A 26,186-nucleotide genomic window follows, 5' to 3' on the forward strand; every position below is an offset into this window, starting at 1 on the left:
AACACCGCGCTTTATCGCGAGAGGACATTATTCCCGTGGTTATAACCATTGGAGCAATGTGTTTCTGAATCTAGCCGCAGTCATCCTCTCGTCATTAGTCCATGGACGGCTAAAGCCAGATTTGACCTCGATCCATTTTTCGAAAGATCGTCGGGGGGAGAGCATTACTACGCCTGCTTTTTCCACCACCGGCTTGTTTGGGTTTCCAGCCCAAGCGACTTCCTGGGCTAGAGCGGGCCTAAACCAATAAAAGCGGACCCATCCAGACCGCAAGGAGCGCGCCTTTATGGCGACCATGCCACTGACCACAGCAAGCAAGACAACTTGACCATGAAAAAGATCGTCTAGGTGATCTGAAATCACGACCGTGTCACGGCTTTCGTTCAGAAACCAATCGTCTATCAACCCCATACCATCTAGATCAGGGGCCTCACCGGTGATCACCACATCATTGCCGATGGCCATAGCAAACCCCTGTGCGGCCATAGCCTCCATCAACTGATCTTTCATCTTGTCGATGCCGTCTAGCGGGTCTTCGTGTTGCGCAAGAGCCTCAAGAATTTTCTCGATGCGCCGGTCGAGGCTATCCAGAGATTGAATGCGCCGTCCCGCAAAATGGGAGGTGAGACCAAGGCTGTAGGCATTAGTCAGAGAGACACATGCCGAACGTTGATCATGAGACAGGAGGTGAGGCTTGAGACTATGACAGGCGACAAGCCCCCACAGCTTGCCGGTAACTCGGATAGGCACCGAGAAAGAAGCTCCAACCCCCATATGATTGAGATATTCTAGATGAACCGGGGAAACGCTGCGCAGATCGGACCAAGCTAAATCCGCGGGGACATCCCCCAACCCGAGCAGCGGCACGGGCTGAGCTGTGGCGTCTGGGATCATTCGGCAAGGATTGAGGATATAGAGATTCCTGGCAATGGCCGGAATATCGCTGGCTGGAAACCGCAAGCCTAAATAGCTTCCCAGTGCCTTCGTCGTTGCCTCTGAAATGACTTCACCCGACCAATCCTCTTGAAATCGGTAGATCATCACTCGGTCGTAGCCAGTCACCGTCTGAAAGGCTTGCACCAGCATATTGTGGTGCTCCATGACTTCGTCATCATCATAGGGAACAGACAGCAGCGGGGACTGCAGTTGTTGAACGGGGATGGGTGCACTCGGCGCGGCGCTTCGCTCAATCTCAATAAGAATGAAATCGAGGCCACGAATAGCCAATACGTCTACTCGGCCTCCCAGGAACTCTGCAACACTATCCACGCGAAGACGCCTACCCGGCTGGTCCGGCAGGGCCTCGAGGGATGCAACGGGCAAGATGTTCAGGGTCTCCAATTTTTGACCTAAAGTTTTTGCAGGATTAGTTCCGATAAAATCTGCAAGATTTGATGATACGTGGGTTACCGTTCCCGACTTTGAATCGATGCGGATCAACGCGCCAAAAGACTGGATTGCGCCCGACAAATTCAGCTGCTCCGATTCGCAGCGTTGCACTAGGGCTTCCAACATAGACAGGGTTGTCATGCATTACCTCTTGGGTGGCTTGCGGGAGGACTTCCTCCCCGTCTCAATCACCTTGGTGAACGCCTCTGGCGACAAAGGGCGATGGAACAAGTAACCCTGAACCATGTCACACCCCTCCTCCTTCAAGACCTTTAATTGTTCCTCAGATTCGACGCCTTCGGCCACCACTCGCATCCCTAATGCTCTGGACATATCGATGATCGCCTTCGCGATGGAGCGGTCGTCCCTCTCTAGGGCGATGCCGTCCACAAAACTGCGGTCAATCTTAAGCTCATGGATAGGCAGCTTTTTCAAATAGGACAGGGATGAATAGCCGGTGCCAAAGTCGTCGATGCTCACCTTCATCCCCATCCCGTCGAAGTTGGTCAGCATCTCCTTCACCATGTCTATTCGTTCCATCAGGGCGCTTTCAGTAAGCTCAATACCAATGAGCTCGGAGGAAATTCCTGAACTATCAAGCCATGATCCGACCTTAGCTGCGAAGCCTGCATCCCGAAGCTGGTGTGCGGACACATTGATGGCAATACGGGGAACGGTAAGTCCCTTCTCTCTCCAATAGGCTATCTGCTCCAGCACCATGGTAAAGACGGTTTCACCGATTGCTCCAATCAGGCCGCAGCTTTCGGCGATTGGAATAAAATGGGCAGGCGATACCTCACCCAAAGTGGGATCGCGCCAACGCAGAAGTGCCTCGGCTCCGACCACCTCTCCCGTATGAATATCTACCTGCGGCTGGTAGCACATGCGAAAGCTTTTGGTCTCAAGCGCCAGTCGCAGCCCCGTTTCCAGGGTCAGGCGTTGCAGAGCGATCACCTTCATTTCATCGGCAAAAAACTGGTATTGGTTCCGCCCCCGCTCCTTGGCGCGATACATGGCAGTGTCGGCATGCTTCAGCAGGGTAAGACTATCCTGGCCATCGTCGGGAAAAACGCTGATTCCAATGCTAGCAGAGACAAATAGGCTTTTATCGTTAATGCTGAAGGACGCCCCAAGAAAATCGACGATCCGGGCAGCCACTGAGTTGACTTTTTCGAGACTGACATCAGTCAAAACAGCAACAAACTCATCTCCACCCAGCCTTGCCAGAGTGTCAGAATCTCTTACGCAGTGCTTAAGACGCTCCGTCGCCTGCTTCAGAAGCTGATCACCCACATCATGCCCCAGGCTGTCATTGATCACTTTGAAGTTATCGAGATCAATGAAGAGGACCGCTAGCTTGGTTTTTTGCCGCTTGGCTTGTGCCACCGCGTGTTTCAGCCGATCCATCAACAAGCTTCGATTAGGAATCCCGGTCAACTCGTCATGAGTTGCCAAAAATTCGATGCGTCGCTGCGAGCTCTTGATCGCGGAAATATCGCTGAAAATAGCCACGTAATTGACGACCGAACCGTTTTCATCACGAACCGAGTTTACGGTCAGCCATTCCGGATAAATTTCACCATTCTTGCGGCGATTAAAGATTTCGCCTTGCCAACACCCCTGCTCAATCAGGGAACGCCACATGGCGTCATAGAAGTCTTTTCCGTGTTTCCCCGATTGAAGAAAACGTGGGTTCTTACCAATGACCTCTTGATGGCTATATCCTGTAATGCGGCAAAACGAGTCATTCACGGTAATGATATTGCCTGAGCTGTCCGTGATAGTGATTGCCTCTCCAGCACGATCAAAAACCTTGGCGGCCAGCCGCAATTGCTCTTCCGCGTGATGTTTCATTGTGACGTCGGTCGACTGAGAGCAAACTGCACGGACCACGCCGTTGGAGTCGAAGATGGGAAAACGGACAGAGTCCAACCAAACCTTTGACGTGGGAAACACCATCTCCTCAAGATGTTGAATAGCGGAAAGCTGCCCCATCACTTCGAGGTCTCGACCTCTCAGCAGTTGGGCTATGTCACGGCTGAAGAGCTGCTGATCGGTCTTACCAATCACATCTCCTGCGGTGACGCCAAATAACTCTTCAAACCTCATATTTATAAATTCATATCGACCAGCCGAATCTTTCAGAGAAACGGCAGACGTTGAGTGGTTCATGATGGACAGAAGACGCTCTTGGCTTTCGCGTATTTGCTCCTGGGCCTCAACAAGATCAGTATGGTCTACAACAACTAGAACAACACTCTGTGGTGTTCCTGTCATGCTCATGGATGGCGTGACAAACACCTGAAATGTCCTTTTTCCAAACGTGATTTGGAAACTTTCCTTGCGTTGCTCGGTTAGAGCCGCAGTGAGGCTCTTATCGACCCGGATTTCCCAGATGGCGCTGCGATTACGTGACGGCGGCTGCCAAATCTGATATAGAAATCAAGGTGGTACCGACGACCTGAGGGGCTGTTTATGGAGATGGCGGCGGGTGAAACGGAATCTGGCGATCTGCGGGTCGCTTTTGACCGCCGCCTCAAGCTGGAGTTCCACGGCTCGAAGGTGACATCGGACGCCGGGCTGCTCGCCTTCCGGGAACTGGACGACGCCCTAGGCCTGACCGAGATGGCCGGACAGGTTCTGGCCGACATCAGGACCGGCAAGAACAACCGCCACACCCTGACCGCCCAGTTCCGTCAGTCGGTGTTCGGCCGCCTCGCCGGGTACGAGGATGTCAACGATGCCGACCGCCTCGGCCATGATCCGGCGATGCGCTGGATCGTCGGCGGCAGGGCTGTGACCAAGGAGGCCGCGTCCACCAGCCAGATGGGGCGGTTCGAGACCGGGGTGCTGACCGGCAAGCCGAACCTCGCTGCTCTGACTGACTTGTCAGGGAAATGGATCGACGCGGTTCATGCCCGCCGTCCCACCAACGTCGTGGTGCTGGACATGGACAGCAGCGTCAGCCCGACCCATGGTGAGCAGGAAGGCACCGCCTACAACGGCCATTTCGGCTGCACCTGCTACCATCCGCTGTTCGTGTTCAACCAGTTTGGCGACCTTGAACGCAGCGCCCTTCGATCCGGCAACGTCCACAGCGCCGATGACTGGCGCTCGGTGCTGGAACCGGTGGTGGGGCGGTATCGGGACAGAACCAAGCGGCGGTTCTTCCGGGGCGATGCGGCTTTCGCCCTGCCCGACCTGTACGACTATTTGGAGGCCGAGGGCTACAAGTACACCATCCGCCTCAAGGCCAACAAGGTCCTTCAGAGCCACATCGCCCACCTGCTCAAGCGCCCGGTCGGTCGTCCTCCGAAATACGTCCAGCGGTTCTACGCCAGCTTCAGCTATCAGGCCAAGTCATGGAGCCGGAAGCGCCGCGTGGTCGCCAAGGTCGAATGGCATCCCGGCGAACTGTATCCCCGGGTCGGCTTCATTGTCACCAACCTGACCCGACCCGCCCCCCGCGTGACCGCCTTCTACAACCAGCGTGGCACGGCGGAGCAGTACATCAAGGAGGGCAAGAACGCGGTGAAGTGGACCCGGCTGTCCTGTCGCACCATGAAGGCCAACGCCGTGCGGCTCCAGCTTCACGCGCTGGCCTACAACCTGTCCAACTTCCTGCGCACCCTGGCCCTGCCGGACGAAATGGAAAGCTGGTCACTGACCACCATCCGCGAAAAGGTGGTCAAGATCGGCGCGAAGGTGATCGCCCACGCCCGCTACGCCATCTTCCAGATGGCCGAGGTCACTGTGCCGCGCGACCTGTTCCGGCGCATCCTCGACATGATCGACGCTCTGCGACCAAGAGAGCCAGCGCCATGCTGACGACTGGGAGAGACGGCACGGGGCGGAAGGCAGGCGAAATGCGCCCGCTACGTTGCAAAATGGGCTGGAATCGCGCCGCAGGAGCCGACCCTGGCGGTCAAGGTGGGTGGCGATTTTGCTGCGGTGGCGGCTATCACCGCGCCATCACGCCTTCCGGTTGGGCCGGAATTTGGCTATTCTGACGTCAGTCAGGGGCGAATACGCCGCCCATATGGGAAATGTCGGTCAAATCCATGTTCCTCGCCAATATGAGCCACGAGATCCGTACGCCGATGAACGGCATCATCGGCATGAGCCATCTCGTCCTTCATGACGAGCTTTCCCCCAACCAGCAGGGCCGGGTTACGACAATTTTACGGTCGGCGACACAACTTTTGCGCCTACTTGATGATGTTCTCGATTTTTCAAAGGCGAATGCGGGCTATTTGGAGATCGATCGGTCCATTTTCAGCCTGGATGACGTCGTCGGCGATGCGGCCATGATGTGCGAGCCCATGGCGTCGGCCAAGGGCTTGGCACTGATGGTTCAGGTTGATCCCACCGTTCCGCGCTATCTGATCGGCGATCCGTTGCGCATCGGCCAAGTGCTGTTCAATTATCTGGGCAATGCCATCAAATTCACCAGCCATGGAAAGGTCGCCCTGGATATCCGGATTGAGACGGCCGGTGTCGCGGGGGTGATGCTGCGCTTCACGGTCTCGGATACCGGCATCGGCCTGACCGAGGAGCAGCAGGCCAAGCTGTTCCAGGCTTTCCATCAGGCGGACAGCTCGATTTCCCAAAAATACGGCGGCACCGGTCTCGGTCTTGCCATCGCCAAGCAATTGGCGGAACTGATGGGGGGAGGGGTTGGTGTGGAGAGCCGCTTCGGCGAAGGCAGCACCTTCTGGTTCACCGTCCTGGTTCAGGCGGCCCCGGAAGACCCGTTTTCCGCCACGATGGAAAAGGTCGCCGACCCAGAGCGGGAGCACGTCCCCACCAAGGAGAAGCCGCCCGGTTTCGCTGGAATGCGGGTGCTGCTGGTCGAGGATGACCCCACCAATCGGATTGTAGCCGTCGGGCTGCTTGAACGGGTCGGCCTCACGGTGGATGTCGCCGAGGACGGTGGCATGGCGGTCGAAATGGTCGGGAAAACGGAATACGACCTTGTTCTGATGGATGTCCGGATGCCCAACGTGGATGGCATCACGGCGACCCGCCTGATCCGGAAACGGAAGGATCGCGCCGACCTGCCCATCATCGCCCTGACCGCCGATGTGGTGGACAAGCAAGACGAAGTCTGTCTCGCCGCCGGCATGAACGACTTCATCAGCAAGCCCTTCAGGCCTTCCCAGCTTTACGCCGTCATTCGCAAATGGGGCACACCGGGTAAATGGCGGGAACGGATCGTGACGATTCCGACACCCCCGGAAGGAGTGGCGTAGAATGAGATTAGCCGGTCATCCGAATGGTCGGATCACTCCGCCTGCCGATTTTATGCCACTGATGTCCGGGTTATGGCGATGCCATCGGCTGTTCATGATCACCCTGCTGATCGGGTGCTGCATCATCGGACTGAGTGTGCGCATGGCCCTGGCCGACCGGCACGCCATCCTCGACAAGGTAGGGGCTGCCAATCTGATCGCGGCGAACCTCGTGGCCGAACGGCTGCACAGCCTGTTCCACGCCGGAGACGCAATCATGCGTCGTGCCCGGCAAGAAATGACACAGGCCGGTGGCAGGAATGTGGAAGAGGCCATCACCGATATCGGCAAACTGATCCGGGATTTTCCCGAGATCAGCTATCTGCTGGTCATCGACCGCCATGGTAATTTGCTCGGCAGCACGGCGACCGCGCATCCGCCGCCGGTCAACCTGTCCGACCGCGCCTATTTCAAGGAGCATCAAGCCGGTGCGGAGTTTTTGATCAAGGCACCGTTTGTTGGACGCAGTACGGGGAAAACCGTCCTGCCCATGACCATGGCCCTCCATGGTCCCGGTGGAGACTTTGACGGGGTCGTCTTCATTGGCCTGGAAACGGCCGAGATCAACAAGCTGTTGCAGGCGGCGGCACCCGCCGCCGGCACCCTGAGTTCTGTACTCCACCTGGACGGCACCGTGATCGCACGCAATTCGGAGGTTGGGGTGGGCGAGCGCTATCCCAATTCCCCCGTGCTGCGATACGCCGCCGAGGGTGCCAACGGGACCTTCACCGCCCGCTCGGCCATCGATGACGTCGAGCGAATCACGGGGTACACCACCGTCCACGATTATCCCGTGGTCACGCTTGTCGGCACGACCAGCCACGAGGCCCTGACCGATTGGCGCTTCACCACCTATCTCTTGTTCGTCGGCACGGGCACCGTGGTTCTGATGCTGCTGGTGTTCGCCTGGCGCTACGATGCCCACTCCGCCAGTCTCCATGACAGCGAGACCCGCTACCACTCATTGTTTACCGGTTCCAAGGTGGCGATGCTGCTCATTGATCCGACCAATGAAGCGATCATCGACGCCAATGCCGCCGCCGTCGCCTACTACCATTACGACCTTGACGCCCTGAAGGGCATGCTGATCACACAGATCAACTGCCTCTCACCGGAAGAGATCGAGCGGGAGATGGCGCGGGCCGCCAGCCAAAACTGCAACCACTTCCATTTCCGCCACCGTCTGGGCAATGGCGAGGAGCGGGATGTGGAGGTCCATTCCGGCCAGGTTGACGTTTCCGGCAAGCCGTTGCTGCTGTCCGTGATCCACGACGTCACCGACCGGCGAAAATTGGCGGAGGAAGTTCAGCGGGAGAAAGACCGGTTCGAGGCCTTCGCCGAGGTCTCGTCGGACTGGTTCTGGGAAATGGATCAGGACCTCCGGTTCTCCTGGTTCTCGGATCGGTTTCAGGTGGTGACCGGGGTGCCTGCCGAAACGATCCTGGGAAAACACCGACAGGATATCATCCTGGAAATCGAGCCGGAGTATCTTGAACGGCATTTGGACGATCTGCGCAATCACCGCCCCTTCCGGGATTTCGAATACCCGATCGCGACCAAGTCGGGGCGAAAGTTTTTCCGAATCAGTGGAATTCCAATTTTTGACGACGATGAATGCTTCCTGGGCTACCGTGGCACCGGAACCAACTCGACCGCCATCAAGGAAACCGAACTCGAGCTGATCAAGAGCAGGCGGGAGGCCGAAATCGCCAACCAGGCGAAATCGGATTTCCTCGCCAATATGAGCCATGAGATCCGCACCCCGATGAACGGCATCATCGGCATGGCGCATCTGGCCCTGAACGGCACCCTGCCGACAAAAGAACGCGACTATGTAAAGGCCATCAGCGAGTCCGCCGATCGCTTGCTGGGCATCGTCAATGACATCCTGGATGCCTCCAAGATCGAATCCGGCAAGCTGGTCATCGAGGAAGCGCCGTTCAACCTCAACCGTCTGATCACCGACATCGTGGTGCCGATGAAATGCACCGCCGGCGCCAAGGGGGTGGAGATCGCCGTCGCCATCGCCGAGAAGGTGCCGCCCGGCCTGATCGGCGATTCCCTGCGCATCAGCCAGATTCTGCTCAACTACCTCAACAATGCGGTCAAGTTCACGGAACGGGGCAAGGTCAAGGTCGCGGTCACCCATACCTATCTTGGAGATCACGATACCCTGTTGAAGGTCACGGTCACCGACACCGGCATCGGCCTGACGCCGGAACAGCAGGCGAAACTGTTCCAGCGGTTCGAGCAGGCGGATCAGTCGATCACCCGCAAGTTTGGCGGCACCGGCCTGGGACTGATCATCTCCAGACATCTGGCCCATCTGATGGGCGGCGAAGTCGGGGTCGAGTCCAAGCTCGGCGAAGGGAGCGCGTTCTGGTTCACCGTGCGGGTGCGGATTTCCGAGGATGACAACGCCATCATCCCCTCCCGGCTCCAGACACCGGTCGGGAATACCGACCTCGCGATTCTCCATGGAACGCGGGTGCTGCTGGCCGAGGACGATTCCACCAATCAGATGGTGGCGGTCGGCCTTCTCAATGCGGCGGGGATGCAGGTGGAGATCGCCACCGATGGCTCCGTGGCGGTGGCGATGGTGGCCGCGAAGGATTACGAGGTCGTCCTGATGGACATGCAGATGCCCAACATGGATGGCCTGACGGCAACCCGCCTGATCCGCGGCAACGACCGGTTCGCCGACCTGCCGATCATCGCCATGACCGCCAACGCCATGGAGATGCACAAGGACGCCTGCCTGCACGCCGGCATGAACGACTTTGTCGCCAAACCCTTCAATCCGGCACAGCTGTATTCGACCATCCACAAATGGGTGACCGGGGCGGGCGATGCGGAACTGTTCGAGGGGATCGAACTGCCCGAGGATGATTGCCGCCTTCCCAGCCCGATCGAAGGCCTCGACATGCGGGCCGGGCTGCGGCGGGTCGCGGGGATGACGTCGCTTTACGTCGACACCCTGCGCAGTTTTATCGAGCAGCAGGGCGATGCCGTCGCCCGGATCCGCGCCGCCCTGACCGAAGGCGATCTCAAGCGGGCCGAACGGGATGCCCATACCCTGAAGGGGCTGGCCGGCATGATCGAGGCCAGGGAGGTGCGCGATGCCGCCACGCGGATCGAAGCCGCCTGTGCCGCCGGCGAGCTCGGCGGCGGAGCCGAGGCGCTGGACGAGCTTGAACCGATCCTGCTTCCCCTGATTCGTGCGATCAAGGTCGCGCTCGACGACGACGGCGAATCACCTCCTCACGACAATCTGGTCAATCTCACCTGGTATCCGGCCTACGAATCCGGCTACCCGGAGATCGACCACCAGCAGCGCAAGCTGTTCGATCATGCCAACACACTGCTTGAGGCGACCCTGTCCTCATCCCCCGCCACCATGATCGCCGCCCAGGCCGACATCGTGGTCCAGGATCTCTTCACGTTTTTCGAGACGGTAGAAGCGATCCAGCGGGAAACGGGCTTTGCCGATGCGGCGGAACACGCCGCCCTCCATCGCGCGCTCGAGCAACGCGCCACGGAGCTGACGGAGCGGCTGCACCAAGGAACCTTCACCATCGGCGAACTGTTCCAGTTCCTGGCCCAGGACGTGATCGCCCGGCACATGCTGAAGGGAAACAGGGCGTTTTTCGAGCACCTCGCGCGGCAGCAGAGCCATAGCCGCCAGCCGAACTCGACGCCATTGAATGTGGAGAAGCGCTCATGAAAAAGCAGCTTAAAAGAGCGATTATTGTCGAAGATTCTGTTCAGATGCGGAGTCTTATTCATCCCGGATTTCCCAGATGGCGCTGCGATTACGTGACGGCGGCTGCCAAATCTGATATAGAAATCAAGGCTGTACGGACGATCTGAGGGGCTGTTTATGGAGATGGCGGCGGGTGAAACGGAATCTGGCGATCTGCGGGTCGCTTTTGACCGCCGCCTCAAGCTGGAGTTCCACGGCTCGAAGGTGACATCGGACGCCGGGCTGCTCGCCTTCCGGGATCTGGACGACGCCCTCGGCCTGACCGAGATGGCCGGGCAGGTGCTGGCCGACAACAGGACCGGCAAGAACAACCGTCACACCCTGACGGCGCAGTTTCGGCAATCGGTGTTCGGCCGCCTCGCCGGGTACGAGGATGTCAACGATGCCGACCGCCTCGGCCATGATCCGGCGATGCGCTGGATCGTCGGCGGCAGGGCTGTGACCAAGGAGGCCGCGTCCACCAGCCAGATGGGGCGGTTCGAGACCGGGGTGCTGACCGGCAAGCCGAACCTCGCTGCTCTGACTGACTTGTCAGGGAAATGGATCGACGCGGTTCATGCCCGCCGTCCCACCAACGTCGTGGTGCTGGACATGGACAGCAGCGTCAGCCCGACCCATGGTGAGCAGGAAGGCACCGCCTACAACGGCCATTTCGGCTGCACCTGCTACCATCCGCTGTTCGTGTTCAACCAGTTTGGCGACCTTGAACGCAGCGCCCTTCGATCCGGCAACGTCCACAGCGCCGATGACTGGCGCTCGGTGCTGGAACCGGTGGTGGGGCGGTATCGGGACAGAACCAAGCGGCGGTTCTTCCGGGGCGATGCGGCTTTCGCCCTGCCCGACCTGTACGACTATTTGGAGGCCGAGGGCTACAAGTACACCATCCGCCTCAAGGCCAACACGGTCCTTCAGAGCCACATCGCCCACCTGCTCAAGCGCCCGGTCGGTCGTCCTCCGAAATACGTCCAGCGGTTCTACGCCAGCTTCAGCTATCAGGCCAAGTCATGGAGCCGGAAGCGCCGCGTGGTCGCCAAGGTCGAATGGCATCCCGGCGAACTGTATCCACGGGTCGGCTTCATTGTCACCAACCTGACCCGACCCGCAGCCCGCGTGACCGCCTTCTACAACCAGCGTGGCACGGCGGAGCAGTACATCAAGGAGGGCAAGAACGCGGTGAAGTGGACCCGGCTGTCTTGCCGGACGATGAAGGCCAACGCGGTGCGGCTTCAGCTTCACGCCCTGGCCTACAACCTCTCCAACTTCCTGCGCACCCTGGCCCTGCCGGAAGAGTTGGAAAGCTGGTCGCTCACCACCATCCGCGAAAAGGTGGTGAAGATCGGAGCCAAGGTCATCGGCCACGCCCGCTACGCCGTCTTCCAGATGGCCGAGGTAGCGGTGCCGCGAGACCTGTTCCGCCGTATCCTCGACATGATCGACGATCTTCGACCACGAGAGCCAGCGCCATGTTGATAGCTGGGAGCGTCGGCAAGAGGCGGATGGCAGGCGAAGTGCGTCCGTCACGCAACAAAACAGGCTGGAATCACGACGCAGGAGACCTCAAAGCCGGTCGGGGCGGCGTTCATGTTGCGATGGCGGCCTCCATCGCGCCATTCCGCCTTCCGGTTGGGCCGGAATCTGGCTATTCTGGCGTCAATCAGGGGTGGATGGACCGCCCATATGGGAAATGTCGGATAAGGAGCAGACGCCCTGCATGTTAAGTGTCGAGCGATCCTCCTTATTTTCAGGCTACAGGCCAAAGCTTGGACCAACACTAATTTATGGGAATGATGACGTGCTGTCCGGCCTCAAAATAAAACAACAAATTGCACTGATTCTGATTCTTCCAATCTTTGGCATTGCTGTCTATGCGATTCATGATTCATTGAATCGGATTAGTTCAATACGATCTACTTTGAGATTTGAAAAATTTATCGACATCTCCAATTTAGTCAATGACACCATTCACGAACTTCAACTAGAGCGTGGCCTCACTGTCTCTACGGGATCACAAGATTTTCAGAATGCTAAGGTGCGGTTAGAGGATCAGCGGGAGAAGACTTCCTCTACAATCAAGGCGCTGCAATCGGCTGTCGATCGCAGCAAGCAAAGTCTTCTGTTCACAGACGATCTGAGCTCAAATTATGCCTTCATCGACGGTTTGTCCGCCGCCGTGGGCACCCTCCGAGACTTGTCGGAGGATACCCGCATCGACCACACCACGGCATTTGCCTATTATACCAATATAATTTCAGGACTCATGTCGTTGTCATCGATCGGCCGGACCCACGCGGCGGATGCGCCGTCTGCATTGGATTTGTCTGCTCTGTTCCTGACAGCCGATGTAAAAGAGATACTTGGAAGATCTAGGGGTATGGGGGTTAGTGCCTTTTGGGGCAAGGGTAGTTCGGAAGATAGGAGAAGAGATGCGCTGACATTGGCGCGCAAAGGGGAAGATGCCATTCTTATGCTGGAGGCATTCGCCAGACATCAGGGCATCGCGCCGCTCGCATCTCAGATGAAAAGTAGCGAATTTAAGAATCTGTCCGCCACCATAAATCAGATGACCGATCGTCTGAATAATGACACAGGCTCTGTCAAAGCAGATGAATGGTTCAAAGCGACCTCCGAACGGATAGCCCTTCTGCGTGACGTCGAAACTATCCTTGAGACCGATCTGCGGTCGCGTGCCGGGACGTTGATCAAGGACAACTTTAATTCCATCATACTTGACCTCACGGTCATGGGCATTCTAATCACCACTGCCGTCCTGATTGCGTTACGGCAATCCCTCTCTTTATCCAAGTCTCTTGCCGCCATCAGCAGCGATATACAGGCTTTAGCAAGTGGGAAACTTGACCAGAATATCACTGTTTCCAATCACCCAAATGAGATCGGACAAATTACGCGCAACATCGAGAAGTTCAGAGAAACACTGATTCTCAATGCTGAGCTTTTTCAAGTTAACGAATATGTCGCCGAGATGCACAAGAATTCGACCGAGATCCTGAACGCGGCAATCGATGTGATCGGTGAAGGTTTCGTAATCTATGATGATCAAGACAGATTGCTGATGTGCAACGAGAAGTATCGCGAGATTTATGCTGAATCGGCCGATCTGTTTCAGGCAGGGACGACGTTCGAGGAGATTGTCCGGACCGGGGCCGAACGCGGCCAGTATGCCGAAGCGGAAGGACGCATCGATGAATGGGTGCAAGAGCGTCTTGATGCCCATCGAAGTGGTGGAAAGCGCATCATCCAGAAACTTGGCAACGGAAGATACATTCGAATTGAAGAACGGATCACGCCGCAAAATTATATCGTCGGCGTTCGGGTGGACGTCACCGACCTTCAACTAGCGCGCCTTGATGCCGAAAAAGCAAACCTGTTCAAATCACATTTTCTCGCCAATATGAGCCACGAGTTGCGCACTCCAATGAACGGCATATTGGGCATGGCACATCTCGCACTCAGCCAAGATCTGCCAAAGGATGTGCATAACCATATAGAGACCATAGAGCAGTCCACCAAGCGCCTGCTGGGCGTCGTAAACGACATTCTTGATTTTTCCAAAATCCAGGCGGGAGGACTTTCGATTGAGACGGAACCGTTCGATATCCGCACACTGATCCAAGATCAACTCGCACTGGTTAATCACGCTGCCGACGCCAAGGGGATCAATCTTGCCGTCGAAATTGACAATGACATCCCGCCGATTCTGATCGGCGACCCTTTCAGAGTTGGCCAGATCGTCATGAACTATCTCGGCAACGCCATCAAGTTCACCGATACGGGCTCAGTCGTGGTCAAGGTTTCGCAGGCATCCGGCGAAGATGACGATCTGGCTCTAACCGTCTCGGTATCGGATACCGGCATCGGGTTGAGTGACGAACAGAAGGCCATGCTGTTTTCGCCGTTCGTCCAAGCGGAATCCTCTATATCCCGACGATATGGCGGCACGGGGCTAGGATTATCGATCTGCAAGGAACTGGCTGAGTTGATGGGAGGGTATGTCAGCGTTGAGAGCACACTCGGCAAAGGCAGCACATTCCATTTCACTGTGAATCTCAGGCGTTCCGCCACGGGAGGTGGAAAACATGAGGAAAACCGCCCCAAGCGTTCTGGCGCCAAAAGTGCCCAGAACTACGAGATTCTGAGAGGGACGCGCCTGCTACTGGTGGAGGACAACGACGTTAATCAAAAGGTTGCGTTGGGCATCCTAGGTGCCGGCGGAATATCCGTGGACATCGCAGGCAATGGCGCTGAGGCCATTTCAAAAATTGAAGTGAACGATTACGAAATCATCCTGATGGATTTGCAGATGCCAGTCATGGATGGGCTGACTGCCACCAGGAAAATTCGCGAACACGAAAAGTATGCCGATCTTCCGATTATCGCCATGACCGCAAACGCCATGGCGGAGCATCGGTCTCAATGCATCGACGCGGGGATGAACGATTTCATCAGCAAGCCATTCAACCCAGCCGATTTATTCCGGACCATATGGAAGTGGGTAACGGGGGAGAGCGACGCCGAGATGTTTGGTGCGCTTAACTTCGATGACGGCGACATTCAGTTGCCGGGCCAGATTCCTGGCTTAGACATCCGTGCAGGTTTACGCCGGGTTGCAGGGATGAAGGGGCTTTACCTCAATACCCTTCGGAGCTTCGCTGAACAGCAAGGCGATTCAGTCTCTCGAATCCGCGTAGCCCTTAGTGAAGGCGACGTCAAAAGGGCTGAACGGGATGCCCATACCCTGAAGGGGCTCGCCGGGATCATTGATGCTTACGATGTGCAGAAACATGCCGAATACGTTGAAGCCGCTTTTTCCAACAGTGATGTAGAGGCTGGCTTGGCGCTACTGGACAAGTTAGATGCTGCACTTGCACCTCTAATTGGGTCCATATTAGCGCACACAAGCAAAAATGTCATAGCTAAAAATAACGAGCCTAATGATATTGATTGTTGCAGTGAAAACACTGCATTGCATACGGACATAAACCTCGACTCCGCCTTAGAAAAGGCATCAAAGCTGAAGCAGCTGATTTGTCAAGCTGACACCAGCTCCCTCGAAGCGATAGATGATCTGACAAGCATATTGGCTGAATCTGATTTATTAGGCATGTGCGAAGAGCTTGACCGTTCTATTAAATGCTTTGATTTCAAGAAAGCAGAAAAAATAATTGATAACATTCTGGATAAAATTTTGCACACCAAGGATGGATCGATATGACCTTGGAAAAGCCAACTATACTCATTGTTGATGATGGAATTCAGAATATCAGGGTTCTATCTGAATTCCTAAAAAATGAATTTCGCATCATTGCGGCCACCAATGGAGCGGAATCACTTTTCCGAGCAAACGCGATACCGCAGCCTGATGCAATATTGCTCGATATTATGATGCCTGACATGGACGGCTATGAGGTTTGCCGGAGACTAAAGGCAGATAAAGCTACTACGAATATTCCTATTATTTTTATGTCCGCAATGGCCGAGTTAACTGATGAAATTAAGGGCCTGGAGCTTGGGGCTGTTGACTATATCACAAAGCCCTATTCACTCCCCATAGTTCGAAGTCGACTACAGACCCATGTCCAACTCAAGCAAGCGCGGTTTGATGCGATACGGGCTGCCCGATTTGCAGCTGCGGGCCAGTTGGCAGCAGGCATTGCACACGAAATCAATACGCCCCTTCAATATATTACGGCAAATATTGGGTACATTCAAAATGAGGTAAGTGGCTTGTTTAATACCATTAGGGAAAGCAAATCAATAGACTTGCAAGCCGCCTGCGCGGAATCGGAGCTGCAAGAGGCAATCATTGATTTAAGACGCGGTGTTTCCCAGATATCTGACATTGTTTTGGCAACAAAAGTTTTTTGTTCACAGAATGACTCTGAGATGCAAGCCGTAGACTTAAATAATTTAATCAATAATGTTCTGATGATTGGCGCAAGATTAATTGGAAATAATCATAACCTAGACGTGTGCCTTGATCCAGATCTGCCGCCAATTTCCTGCCACCCTGGCAGGATGAGCGAAGTTATTATTAGTTTGATTCGGAACGCCGTTCAGGCTGTTCTCCCGGAGCGTAATGGCGATATTCGTATCTTGACCAAGCGCCATGGAGACTGGGCAGAAATCCATGTCACGGACAACGGCGCAGGTATACCGCCAGAGATTCGAGACCATATTTTTGATCCATTTTTCACAACCCGCGATGTTGGATCCGGGCAGGGATTGGGTTTGGCTATTGTGTACGACACCATCACCAAACTGGGAGGCACCATCTCAGTGAAAGATGGCCCAACAGAAGGTTCCGTTTTTACAATTAGGCTTCCAGTCGATGGCAGCCAGACAGAAACTCCAAATCCGTAAGGGATGGATTATGAGCAGCAACAAGAAATATGGCGTAGTGGTGGAAGATTCGCAGCCGATGCGGCAACTGATCAAACTGGCATTAGAATCCCTTGGAATTAGTCACTGTATTGAGGCTGAGAATGGGGCAGAGGCTATTTCAGCGTTGAAGGCACATGGCGCAAACATTGTCATCATGGATTGGCAAATGGACGTAATGGACGGCATGGAGTGCACTCGCCAAATCCGTGCGGGCATTGATGGGGTCGATCCCAAGCTTCCTATCATTCTGCTCACAGCGATGGTCAGTGAGGAGGCGAAAGAGGCTGCTTACGCAGCAGGAGCGAATTTGTTCATGGGCAAGCCGTTCTCGCTTAAGCAGTTGAACATTGGCATCGCCAAGGTCATGGCAGAAACATCGCGATAAGCTGAGGATTTTATCCGCCAGAGGAAGGGCTATTGACCCTTCCCCTAGTGTAAAATCAATAGCTGAAAGGCCGTAATTGGCACTCAGGGGCCGTAGCGGACCCTCGCCCCGACTGTCCGGTCTCAAGCCAAAGCTGCCGGATGGAGAACGAATTGCAAAATGCAGCCCCCCCACAGCAAAAAATTGGCTTTCCGGGGGTTGAGTCAAAAAAACCTCGTTTCCGTCCCGTAAACCATAACCATTACCGTCGGCCGCCTTGCGCAACCCCGTTTCCATGGGGTGGGTGAAGATGGTCTTGACCTCGATGACTTCCCCGGCCTTGGCGCTGGGGGGAAGCCGGTTAGCCGATTCGAGGTCCGAAATACCCGCAGCGACGGCGCCGAATACGTCGTCCTGACGCTGGACCGCGGCGACGGCCGCGACCCCGTCCAGGCCGTGGCCTTCGACGGCCGCTTCGATCAGGTCATGGATCTCATCGACAAGGACATCCAGCTGGTCCGCCTGTTCGGCTTCTTCGAGAAGCGGGACTACGAGGCCGTCGATGAAAGCACCGGCGAGGTGCTGACCAAGACCTCTCGCCGCTACCGCATCCTGTGGGCCGGCGAGCCGCGCGTCGAGGGCGAACGTCCCCAGCGCCGGGGCCGCCAGCAGCGCAGCCAGGGCCAGGGCCAGAACCGCGGCGGCTGGCCGAGCCAGCAGCAGGGCGCCCGCTCGCAGGGGCAGCGTTCCCAGCCCCAGCAGAGGCAGCAGGCCCAGCAGGGCGGTGCCCGGAACAACGCCGGCCAGAACGGCCGCCAGCAGGGCGGGCAGCAGGAGCAGCGCTCCCAGCGCAACGGCGGCGGCCAGTACAACGGCCAGCGCCGGCAGGCCCAGCAGGGAAACGGGCAGGGCGGCTGGTGGCCGAATACCTGACCCTTCCAGGGCGCGTCCTCCCCGGGCGCGCCCCACGGCCGCAGCCTAGCCCGAGGAGCCTGCAATGCCCCTGATCCCCTTCATGCTTGTGGTGGGCGTTTCGTTCTACTGCGGAAGCAAGTACCTCGGCGGGCTGCTCTACCGGTTCATCGCGTGGCTGCTGCGCATCGTCTGGCGGATCGTCTCGGGCATCGCCTGCGGCGCATGGCGGCTCGGCGAGCTGATGCTCCGCCGCACCTGACCGATCCCGAATCCCGGAATGGCGGGCCCGACAAGGGAACCTGCCTCCTTCCGCATGGAGGCGCCCCATGGGGCAGTATCACGTCATCGTCGCGCCGAACCTCCGGCGGTTCCTCAAGCCGCACAGGCTCGGCACCGGGCTCAAGGCCTGGGAGCAGCTCGCCAACCCGCTGCTGGCCTCGGGCCTCGTGGCCATGCTCGCGGCGGATCCGGGCGAAGCTCCGGCCGATCTGCCCGGCTTCGCCGGACGCGGCTCCTGGGCCGGACAGCGGATCCTCGCCATCGGCGACTACGCCGAGGACAGGGACATCCCCGGCTGGGACGGCCCGCCCCTGTCGCAGCTCTACGGACTCTGCGACGACGCCGAGGAGCCGAAGGCCGACGACTTCTCGTCCTACCTCCCCTCGGAGCGCGCGAGGATGCTGGTCGAGGCCCGCAGCCGCTGGACCGAGCTTTCGGCCGTCGGCTACCTCACCGACGCCTCGGGCGACGCCGCCCCGATCATCGAATTCGTCCGGAACGGCCGGTTCGCCGGCACCGGCTGGCTCGACTTCATCCCGGTCCGATACGCGCGGGGCCGCTGGTCGCTTGGCGGCGATCAGAAGGACAAGGAATGGGTGCTCCGCATGGGGCATCCCCGCGAAGCCTGGGCCCGGCACGTCGAAGGGGCTCCGGCGCCGGTCTTCGATCCGGCGGCCGTGGCGAACGGGCCGAGCCGCCTCATCGCCAATCTCGATCGCTGGGAATACCTCGATCCGACCGTCTTCGGCGAAGCGCCGACGCTGGCCGGCATCATGCGGGGCGACGAAGGCTCGGCCGCCGCGCTGATCTCGATGCTCTACCACCCGACGGCGCGGGGCGGTGGAGACCTGTCGTCCAACGAACTGGCAGGCGCCTGGCGCAATTGCCGGATCTGCCTCACCACCGACGCGCCCAGCCAAGACGGGCTGCCCTCGACGGACACCGTGCGGGCGGCCTTCGCCGACATCTCGAAGCCCGCGAAGGACTTCGTCGCCAAGGAACTCGTCTAGGAGACCGCCATGCGCTTCCTCGCCGCCTGCCTCGCCATCGTCGCCGCCCTCATCGCGGCCCGTCCCGCCGAGGCGCACCGCCGCGACGGCTTCACCCTGGTGCTGCCGCCCATCTACCTCGGCCCGCCGCCGCCACCGGTGATCTACGTCTATCCGACCCCGCCGTCGCCAATCTATGTCGTGCCCCCGCCTCCGGTCATCTATGTGCCCTGCACGCCCGGCTGGAACTGCCCGCAGCCCTACTACATCCCGGCCCCGGGCGTCCTCGTCCCGCAGCCGCACTCCCCCTGGTAGGCGGCCATGGGCACTCCCAAGCGACCGGCGCGCGTCCGCGAATACGGACGCTCCTGGTCGCCCAGGCTTCCCCGCCGCGACATCGCCTTCCTCGTCCGGCGGGAGCATTGCGGCACGGCCGACGACGCCATCCGGGAGATGATCCGGACCCGGTGCGAAGCCTCCGGCATCCCCGCCCGCCTGATCCCTTCCTGCCTGGACTACGGCCTGCTGGTGCATCGCGCCCAGCAGGCGGTCTGGCGCCTCTGCTCGTAGGAGACCATCCATGCGCGTCCTGATCATCGATCCCGTCAAGGAAGAGGTCCGCGAAGGCGAGATCGATCCCGCGAACACCCTCGCCGGGATGCAGAAGATCGTCGAAGGCCTGATCTGCCGGGCCCACATCGACGAGGCATCCGGCGACGAGATCTACGTCAACGACGAAGGCCTGTTCGTCGAGGAACAGAGCTTCTTCTCCGTCGAGGGCGGCCACCAGCCGTTCGCCGGCTGCGGCGTGGTGGTGCGCTACGACGAGGACGGCAACACCCAGGGCACCAACACCCCCGTAGCCGATCTCGCCCGCCGCATCACCTGGCACGGCATGAATCCCCCGCTCCCCGGCGACGACGAGGATCCCTTGCGCCTGCGCTTCCTGATGCGCTGAGGCGAACCGGAACCGGTCCTCCGGCCCCACATTCCTTTCAAGCCCCGCGCAAGGCCGCTTAACCAACGGCTTGGGCCGAACACTCCTTAGTCCCCGCAATCGTCATGGGGAACGAAGTCCAGGATCGCTCACCGACCTGTCCCCGGCGCGGGGCAAAGAGCATCTAGCAGGTCGGAGAATGGGCGCAATCGCCGTTCGGGCGGCTACCTCCCACGAGGGCCGTGGTTCTGTGGCGCAATCCCGGAAAAGACGAAGGGCTCCCAGCGCCCGAGCACTAAAGGACAGGGGCGGCAGGGGAAACCCAGCCGCCCCTTCCGTATTCCTATCGCCAATCGCGCAGCAGGCCCGGAATCGCCCGTCGCAGCATCCCTTCCATGGCGTGCGACGGCTCGGGATGGATGGCCGCGACGGCGGCGAAGATCCTGTCCGGACTCGCCCCGTCCGGCCTGCGCCGATCCTCCTCGATGGCATCCACGATCGTGTCGATGAAGTCCTTGGCCATCCCATCCTCCTCTCCTCTGGAACGCCGAGAAGGTGGGGCCGAAGGAAAGCAAAGAAGCCAGGGCGAAAGGGCCGAGCGACCGCCACCCGGGACGGGCGGCCGCTCCGCTGGAAGGACCTGCCATCCATGCCTTGCACGAAGGAGGAACCATGACCGACGACACCACCATCCTGCCGCCGCGCAGCCTCGATGCCGTGCGCGAGCTGTTCCAGGGCAAGCGCATCGCTTTCACCGCCGTGGTCGGCGAGGACGGGTTCGGCCTCGGCGTCGCCCTTGAGGGCGAACCCGGCTACTGGCCGATCCCCGAGCACCTGGCGACGGGGGATTGGGAAGAAATGAACCGCGCCGCTGGGGCCATCAACCGGCACCTCGGCCTGTCCGACGACGACGCCATCCGGATCGTCACGTCCTCGATGCGCGCCCAGAACGCGCGCAATCGCGCCTGAACAGGAGAAGAGCATGCCGCGCTACCGCGTCCTGATGACCCGCGACGTCACCGAATCGGCCTCCGTCGTGGTCAGCGCCCGCTCCAAGGCCGCAGCCTACGAGAAGGCCAAGGCCCAGCATGAGACGGCCGAATGGGCCGTCGATGACGGGAACTACCGAGGCCCCGGCGACATCTACCTCGGCGGCGGGCTCGAAGAGAGCGTCGAGCTGCTGGAAGAAGGCGAAGAGCCGTGATCCATCAGTACCGCCCCCAGCGCTTCCGCCGGGCCGTCCTGCGCGGCCGCGCCGTCGAGATCGGCACGATCCCGATCGGCTCGATCGTCGCGCTGGCCCAGGGACGCGTCATCGTCGAGGCGTGGCTTCCCCGAGAAATCACCGCCTCGCGGCGCGTCGACGGCCGCTGGCGGAGCGCCTTCGTCGCCGGAGGCGGGCATCTCGCCCAGGTCCGGCGCCTCTCCGACGGCAAGCGCCTGCGCATCGCCGATCACCACCTGCTGCGCGCCGCCGCCTGAGCGGCCTGCCGCATCCCCGGGAGGATCCCATGCTCATCGCCGATGGCCTCCATGCGCGTCCCCGCCAGCTCGCCCTCGACTTCGGCCCGCCGCCGGGCCGGGAGATCGACGAGCCGGACGATCTGGCGTCCTACGACCACATCATCATCGCATGGAGCGGCGGGAAGGATTCCGCCGCCTGCCTGCTGCACCTGCTGGAAAGCGGGGCCGACCGGACGAAGATGGAGCTCTGGCACCATGACGTGGACGGCCGCGAAGGCTCCACGCTGATGGACTGGCCCTGCACGCGCGGCTACTGCGCCGCCGTCGGCCGGGCCCTCGGCATCCCGGTCCGCTTCTCCTGGCGAGAAGGAGGCTTCGAGCGCGAGATGCTGCGCAAGGACGCGCCGACCGCCAAGGTGCTGTTCGAGGGCGAGGACGGCGGGATCCGCACCGCCGGCGGGAATTCGAAAAGCCTCGGCACCCGGCTGCGCTTCCCCCAGGTCTCCGGCGATCTTACAACTAGATGGTGTAGCAGCTACATGAAGTGTATGCTGGGGATTGCGGCGCTCACCAATCAGGATCGCTTCCTCGGCCGCCGCCTCCTGTTCATCACCGGGGAAAGGGCGCAGGAGAGCGCCGGAAGAGCGAAGTACCGGCTCTTCGAGCCGCACAAGGCCGACACCCGCCGAGGAACCCGCCGCCGCCGGCTGATAGACCACTGGCGCCCGGTGCATTCCTGGACGGAAGAGGATGTCTGGGCGATCCTCGCCCGGTGGCGGATGGTGCCCCATCCGTGCTACCGGCTGGGCTGGTCCCGCGCCTCCTGCGCCGCCTGCATCTTCGGCGCCGATGTCCATTGGTCCTCCCTGCGGGCCGCCCTGCCCGAGCAGTTCGCGGCGGTCGCCGCCCACGAGGCCTCCTTCGACGCCACCATCGCCCGCGATCGCCGGACCATCATCCAGCGGGCCGACGCGGCCCGTCCCTTCCCCCTGGACCCCGCCGTGCTGGCCGAGGCCCGCGACCCCGAATGGAACCGGTCCGTCTTCCTCGCCCCCGGCGAAGAATGGCGGCTTCCCGTCGGCGCCTACGGCTCACCCGAGAGCGGCCCCTGCTGAGGAGAACCGCCATGTGGACCGTCGAACGCTACAGGCGCGAATGGGCGCTCTTCGACACGCGCAGCCGCTGCTTCGTCCTGTTCGGCACGAAGCGGCGCATGCGCGAGCGCGCCAAGGAACTCAACGCAAGCCCGTGAGGCCACCATGCCCGACCAAGCCTACTCCGCCCTGATGACCGCAGCCCGTCTCGTGGTCGAAGACGCTGACACGACCGGATGCAGCGAGGATCTCACCGTCACCTCGGCTTCGGCCATAACCGCCTTGGAGAATGCCCTGGCTGGGATGGACAGCCTGATGGGCGCCGCCGCGCCCCTGCTGCGCGAGGCCCTGGCCGAGATGACCGACCTGCTGTGCGGCATCGACGAATCGGAAGGCTTCGCCATCCTGCGTCGCCATGCCCTGCGGCACCCGGAAAGCCGGAAGTCCAAGGCCTACCTTGCCCTGCACGAGCGGATCTCCGCCATCGACGACAAGGCGCGGAAGGCGCTGGCCGCCGCCGAGGATCCCGCCCGGGTTTCCGCCGGAGCGCCGCTCCCGCCGATCACCGGCTACGAGGAAACGCTGTCGCGCGTCGCCGCGATCGGCGGCGTCTTCAACCTGCGGTCGCCGCTCCCCAACGACTACTGCGCGACGCCCTACGCCGCCAGCCTGCTCGATTGCCGGATCGCCCGCTGGATCGATGCCAGCGTCCGGTGGGACTCCATCGACCTGGGCCTCGATGCCGTGGCCGAGCGCGTCTGGCAGGAGGTGCGGACGCGCCGGCCCGATGGATTCGGCGAGGAGGAGCTGCTCGGGAATCCCTCCCTGGTGGACGAGCTGCTCCACGGATGGAGGATCGCCTGATGCCCCGGATGAAGACCCGGAAGGTCGTGCTGAACCTGACCTTCGACAAGCCCGTCACGGCGGAAGAGGCCGTTGCGGCCGCCAAGGACTGCATCCACGGGGAATTCTACCCCGTCCCCGAAAAGACCGGCGGCGCGGCCCTGTTCCGCATCCGCAGCGTCACCAAGCATACGGAGCCCTGACATGTCCGAGCAGATCACCATCGACGCCGTCGCCAGGCTGGCCGCCCTCCAGCGCGCCGACGGCCCCGGCATCGAGCAGCTCCTGGCCGGCGCCGAGGAGATCGACTGGCTGCTGGTCGAGAAGGCCCTCAAGGTGCTCACTGGTACGTTCGGCGAAGCCTACCAGCTGATCGCCGAACGCCACGCCTCGGAAGAGGATTCCCCCTACATCGCCTACGCCCAGAGCAATCTGGCCAAGGGCGGCGAGCTGGAGATCGACGACACGACCGTCGTCTCCCATGGCGGCGACGCAGGCGCCTACGTCCATGCGTGGGTCTGGGTCTCCGATGACGACGCGGGCATCGAGCATTGCTCGGAGTGCGGTGTGATCCTCCCCGAGGCCGGCGACGGCGAGGACGGCCTGTGCGCCGAATGCGCCGACAAGCGGGAGAACGAGACGACCAGCTGCCGCCATTGCGGCATCGAGGTCCGGCAGCAGAAGGCCATCAACGGCGAATTCTGCTCGCCCGCCTGCGCCGACGCGCACGACGAAGAGGAATAGCCCGAACGGAGGAAGCCGTCATGACGACCGCCTACGATCTGCGCTACGCGCAGCACCGGGACGCTCTGCGCGCCCTGGCCGAACGCGTCGCCGCCCCGCTTGGCGCCCGCGTCGTCGAGGACGAGGGCGACGAGGCCGGATGGTCCGTCCTGCTCGCCCGCGGCGACGGAACGACCATGGGCATCCAGATCCGCCTCATCGACAGCGAGGACCCGCCCGGCGTCGCCGGGAACCTCATCGTCCGCGTCGAGAGCGATGCCGGCGCCCCGGCCTTCTCCTGGGGCCCGGACAACTACACACCGGCCTGCTGGGCCGCCTACGGCGATTCCGCGGCCTGGGAGAGGAAGCTCGGGATCCTCGCGGGCGAGCTGGACCGGCTGGCAGGAATGCTCGCCTGACAAGGAAGAGCCCGGCGGACGGGCGCCCTTCACGGAAGGCGCCCCGCCGCCGCATGGAGGAAACCCGATGGCCAACGCCAATCAGCTCGCCCTGCTCAAGGCCTATCCGAACATCGACCTGCTGCCGATCGATCCCGCAGATCCGGAAAGTGTCGATGCCCTCGTGGCTGAGGACGCGACCGGCGACACCTTGTTCGCCTTCCTCTGGCGCGAGCTGGGCGATGCCGGCGAGGACCGCCGCGAGGCCTCCGCCATGCTCGCTCTGGCCATCAACGACATCGCGATCGTCAAGGCCGCGATCGACGGGCTGCCATGATGCGCGCCGTCGCGCGCTGCCAGGCGCTGCACATCGAGGAGCCGGAGTGGTTCCGCCGCCCCGACGTCGCCCGATGGCTCGACGGCCCGCAACGGCCCGCCGCATGGCACCGGCCGGGAGAGCCCGCCGACCACCGCACCGGCTTCGTCTCCGTCGTCGAGCCGGGCGTGATGGGCTCCGACGCCCAGACCGCACCGCTCGATGTGTGGCTGGCCATGTGCCGGACCGCCTACGAGACCCACCACCACGGCGACCCTTGGATGCTCGGCCGGGGCGGCCAGTCCCGCCAGATCTTCGTCCGCGTCGCCAACACCCCCGCGATGGAGTTCCCCATGCGAAAGACCGCCCGCACCGCCGGCCTCGTCCTCAACGCCCCGGAGATCTTCGAGCGCCCGGATTTCCTCGCCTGGCTCAACGACCCGGATAACCGGGTGGCCACCTGGCACAGGAAGGGCGAGGAGCCCGGGGAATACTCCGACGTCTTCGTCCTCGTCGATTCCGACTACGAAGGGCCGGAGAGCGACATGCCCGAGGATGTGTGGAAGGCGATCTGCGACGCCGCCTACGCGGAATACGCGCCCGGCTCGCAGGAGCTTCCCCGGCACCTCGAAGCCGCCATCGTCGTCCGCCTCACCAACCTGGAGGAATAGGCCATGCCCATGGGACTCGTCGAGGCCGTCGAAGGCCTCCGCTCCGCGCTGCGCTCTTGGGCCGGGCTCGGCACCGACCTCTGCGCGACGCACATCTACGCCGACGGCGACGTGCATCCCGAGCATTGCCCGTACTGCGCGGCCCAGAAGGCCGCCGTCGCCGCTCTCGAAGCGGCCGCCGCGCTGGGCCTGCCCGAAGCGCTGGCCAGCCCCGAAGCCGCCGCCTCGGCCATGAAAGAGGCCTGCGCCCTGATCGCCGACGAACGCGCCGAGGAATGGCGCGGCACCGACAACGGACGGGCCCGCACCGCCGAGGCCATCGCCTACGCCATCCGCAATCGATAGGAGCCC

At 60.5% G+C, this 26,186-nt stretch carries 29 protein-coding genes; 26 read left to right on the top strand and 3 right to left on the bottom strand.

All coding sequences use genetic code 11. From position 1 onward, the window contains the following. Positions 1-39 precede the first annotated feature (39 nt). Together WV31_RS10155 and WV31_RS10160 are read right to left on the bottom strand one after the other, a co-directional pair. Positions 40-1,530, bottom strand: a complete 1,491-nt coding sequence (locus tag WV31_RS10155; RefSeq protein ID WP_085373462.1) for a GAF domain-containing protein — start codon at positions 1,528-1,530, stop codon at positions 40-42. A 3-nt stretch (positions 1,531-1,533) separates the two neighbouring features. Continuing rightward, on the bottom strand, positions 1,534-3,690 hold the full coding sequence (locus tag WV31_RS10160; RefSeq protein ID WP_237051572.1) for a putative bifunctional diguanylate cyclase/phosphodiesterase: 2,157 nt from the start codon (positions 3,688-3,690) through the stop codon (positions 1,534-1,536). A gap of 174 nt (positions 3,691-3,864) precedes the next feature. Here WV31_RS10160 and WV31_RS10165 point away from each other — a divergent pair, with 174 nt between their 5' ends. The 14 genes from WV31_RS10165 (at position 3,865) to WV31_RS10220 (ending at position 20,347) form a co-directional block, all read left to right on the top strand. Continuing rightward, positions 3,865-5,217, top strand: a complete 1,353-nt coding sequence (locus WV31_RS10165) for an IS1380 family transposase (RefSeq protein WP_085373463.1) — start codon at positions 3,865-3,867, stop codon at positions 5,215-5,217. Between the two features lie 233 nt (positions 5,218-5,450). Further along, positions 5,451-6,641 (top strand): response regulator, encoded by a 1,191-nt coding sequence (locus WV31_RS10170; RefSeq protein WP_168185898.1) that lies wholly within the window; start codon positions 5,451-5,453, stop codon positions 6,639-6,641. 94 nt (positions 6,642-6,735) lie between these two features. Further along, positions 6,736-10,404, top strand: a complete 3,669-nt coding sequence (locus tag WV31_RS10175) for a response regulator (protein WP_168185899.1) — start codon at positions 6,736-6,738, stop codon at positions 10,402-10,404. After that, positions 10,401-10,550, top strand: a complete 150-nt coding sequence (locus tag WV31_RS22040; RefSeq protein WP_168185900.1) for a hypothetical protein — start codon at positions 10,401-10,403, stop codon at positions 10,548-10,550. The genes WV31_RS10175 and WV31_RS22040 overlap by 4 nt, the downstream gene beginning before the upstream one ends. Before the next feature lie 10 nt (positions 10,551-10,560). Beyond that, on the top strand, positions 10,561-11,913 hold the full coding sequence (locus WV31_RS10180) for an IS1380 family transposase (RefSeq protein ID WP_085373466.1): 1,353 nt from the start codon (positions 10,561-10,563) through the stop codon (positions 11,911-11,913). A gap of 322 nt (positions 11,914-12,235) precedes the next feature. After that, complete coding sequence (locus WV31_RS10185) at positions 12,236-15,673, top strand: nitrate- and nitrite sensing domain-containing protein (protein ID WP_168185901.1); 3,438 nt, start codon at positions 12,236-12,238, stop codon at positions 15,671-15,673. Further along, positions 15,670-16,821 (top strand): hybrid sensor histidine kinase/response regulator, encoded by a 1,152-nt coding sequence (locus WV31_RS10190; protein ID WP_085373468.1) that lies wholly within the window; start codon positions 15,670-15,672, stop codon positions 16,819-16,821. The genes WV31_RS10185 and WV31_RS10190 overlap by 4 nt, the downstream gene beginning before the upstream one ends. Before the next feature lie 10 nt (positions 16,822-16,831). Then, on the top strand, positions 16,832-17,227 hold the full coding sequence (locus WV31_RS10195; protein WP_168185902.1) for a response regulator: 396 nt from the start codon (positions 16,832-16,834) through the stop codon (positions 17,225-17,227). Between the two features lie 279 nt (positions 17,228-17,506). After that, positions 17,507-18,139, top strand: a complete 633-nt coding sequence (locus WV31_RS22445; protein ID WP_085373470.1) for an OB-fold nucleic acid binding domain-containing protein — start codon at positions 17,507-17,509, stop codon at positions 18,137-18,139. A gap of 64 nt (positions 18,140-18,203) precedes the next feature. Continuing rightward, positions 18,204-18,380 (top strand): hypothetical protein, encoded by a 177-nt coding sequence (locus WV31_RS22045; protein WP_168185903.1) that lies wholly within the window; start codon positions 18,204-18,206, stop codon positions 18,378-18,380. Between the two features lie 67 nt (positions 18,381-18,447). Then, positions 18,448-19,410: a hypothetical protein gene (locus WV31_RS10205; protein WP_085373471.1), complete on the top strand. Its 963-nt coding sequence runs from the start codon at positions 18,448-18,450 to the stop codon at positions 19,408-19,410. Between the two features lie 9 nt (positions 19,411-19,419). Then, entirely contained in the window at positions 19,420-19,704 is a 285-nt protein-coding gene (locus tag WV31_RS10210) for a hypothetical protein (protein WP_085373472.1), read from the top strand. 6 nt (positions 19,705-19,710) lie between these two features. Beyond that, positions 19,711-19,959, top strand: coding sequence for a hypothetical protein (locus tag WV31_RS10215; RefSeq protein WP_085373473.1), 249 nt, complete (start codon positions 19,711-19,713; stop codon positions 19,957-19,959). 10 nt (positions 19,960-19,969) lie between these two features. Beyond that, the gene (locus WV31_RS10220; protein ID WP_085373474.1) at positions 19,970-20,347 is read left to right on the top strand and encodes a DUF3846 domain-containing protein; all 378 of its coding nucleotides are present in this window, start codon (positions 19,970-19,972) and stop codon (positions 20,345-20,347) included. 322 nt (positions 20,348-20,669) lie between these two features. Here the strand turns inward: WV31_RS10220 and WV31_RS10225 are convergent, their stop codons facing one another. Next, positions 20,670-20,849 carry a hypothetical protein gene (locus WV31_RS10225; RefSeq protein ID WP_085373475.1) on the bottom strand — a complete coding sequence of 60 codons (180 nt, stop codon included), beginning with the start codon at positions 20,847-20,849 and terminating at the stop codon, positions 20,670-20,672. Between the two features lie 149 nt (positions 20,850-20,998). Between WV31_RS10225 and WV31_RS10230 the strand changes: the two genes are divergently transcribed. From WV31_RS10230 to WV31_RS10280, 12 genes are all read left to right on the top strand, one after another. Beyond that, positions 20,999-21,295, top strand: coding sequence for a hypothetical protein (locus WV31_RS10230; protein ID WP_085373476.1), 297 nt, complete (start codon positions 20,999-21,001; stop codon positions 21,293-21,295). A gap of 13 nt (positions 21,296-21,308) precedes the next feature. Then, positions 21,309-21,530: a hypothetical protein gene (locus WV31_RS10235; RefSeq protein ID WP_085373477.1), complete on the top strand. Its 222-nt coding sequence runs from the start codon at positions 21,309-21,311 to the stop codon at positions 21,528-21,530. Next, entirely contained in the window at positions 21,527-21,808 is a 282-nt protein-coding gene (locus tag WV31_RS10240) for a hypothetical protein (RefSeq protein WP_085373478.1), read from the top strand. Before WV31_RS10235 ends, WV31_RS10240 begins: the two co-directional genes overlap by 4 nt. A gap of 29 nt (positions 21,809-21,837) precedes the next feature. After that, a complete protein-coding gene (locus WV31_RS10245) occupies positions 21,838-22,905 on the top strand; it encodes a phosphoadenosine phosphosulfate reductase domain-containing protein (protein WP_085373479.1) in 1,068 nt (355 codons plus the stop codon). A gap of 11 nt (positions 22,906-22,916) precedes the next feature. After that, complete coding sequence (locus WV31_RS22665) at positions 22,917-23,042, top strand: hypothetical protein (RefSeq protein ID WP_257788792.1); 126 nt, start codon at positions 22,917-22,919, stop codon at positions 23,040-23,042. Positions 23,043-23,049: 7 nt separating this feature from the next. After that, a complete protein-coding gene (locus WV31_RS10250; protein WP_085373480.1) occupies positions 23,050-23,748 on the top strand; it encodes a hypothetical protein in 699 nt (232 codons plus the stop codon). Continuing rightward, positions 23,748-23,930: a hypothetical protein gene (locus WV31_RS10255; protein ID WP_085373481.1), complete on the top strand. Its 183-nt coding sequence runs from the start codon at positions 23,748-23,750 to the stop codon at positions 23,928-23,930. The genes WV31_RS10250 and WV31_RS10255 overlap by 1 nt, the downstream gene beginning before the upstream one ends. A 1-nt stretch (position 23,931) precedes the next feature. Next, positions 23,932-24,471 carry a hypothetical protein gene (locus WV31_RS10260; RefSeq protein WP_085373482.1) on the top strand — a complete coding sequence of 180 codons (540 nt, stop codon included), beginning with the start codon at positions 23,932-23,934 and terminating at the stop codon, positions 24,469-24,471. A 20-nt stretch (positions 24,472-24,491) separates the two neighbouring features. Next, the gene (locus WV31_RS10265; RefSeq protein ID WP_085373483.1) at positions 24,492-24,869 is read left to right on the top strand and encodes a hypothetical protein; all 378 of its coding nucleotides are present in this window, start codon (positions 24,492-24,494) and stop codon (positions 24,867-24,869) included. Positions 24,870-24,936: 67 nt separating this feature from the next. Continuing rightward, entirely contained in the window at positions 24,937-25,185 is a 249-nt protein-coding gene (locus WV31_RS10270) for a hypothetical protein (RefSeq protein ID WP_085373484.1), read from the top strand. After that, on the top strand, positions 25,182-25,835 hold the full coding sequence (locus WV31_RS10275; RefSeq protein ID WP_085373485.1) for a hypothetical protein: 654 nt from the start codon (positions 25,182-25,184) through the stop codon (positions 25,833-25,835). Before WV31_RS10270 ends, WV31_RS10275 begins: the two co-directional genes overlap by 4 nt. A gap of 3 nt (positions 25,836-25,838) precedes the next feature. Next, the gene (locus WV31_RS10280) at positions 25,839-26,180 is read left to right on the top strand and encodes a hypothetical protein (RefSeq protein ID WP_085373486.1); all 342 of its coding nucleotides are present in this window, start codon (positions 25,839-25,841) and stop codon (positions 26,178-26,180) included. Positions 26,181-26,186: the final 6 nt, after the last annotated feature.

It is taken from the genome of Magnetospirillum sp. ME-1, assembly GCF_002105535.1.
Taxonomy (GTDB): Bacteria; Pseudomonadota; Alphaproteobacteria; order Rhodospirillales; family Magnetospirillaceae; genus Phaeospirillum.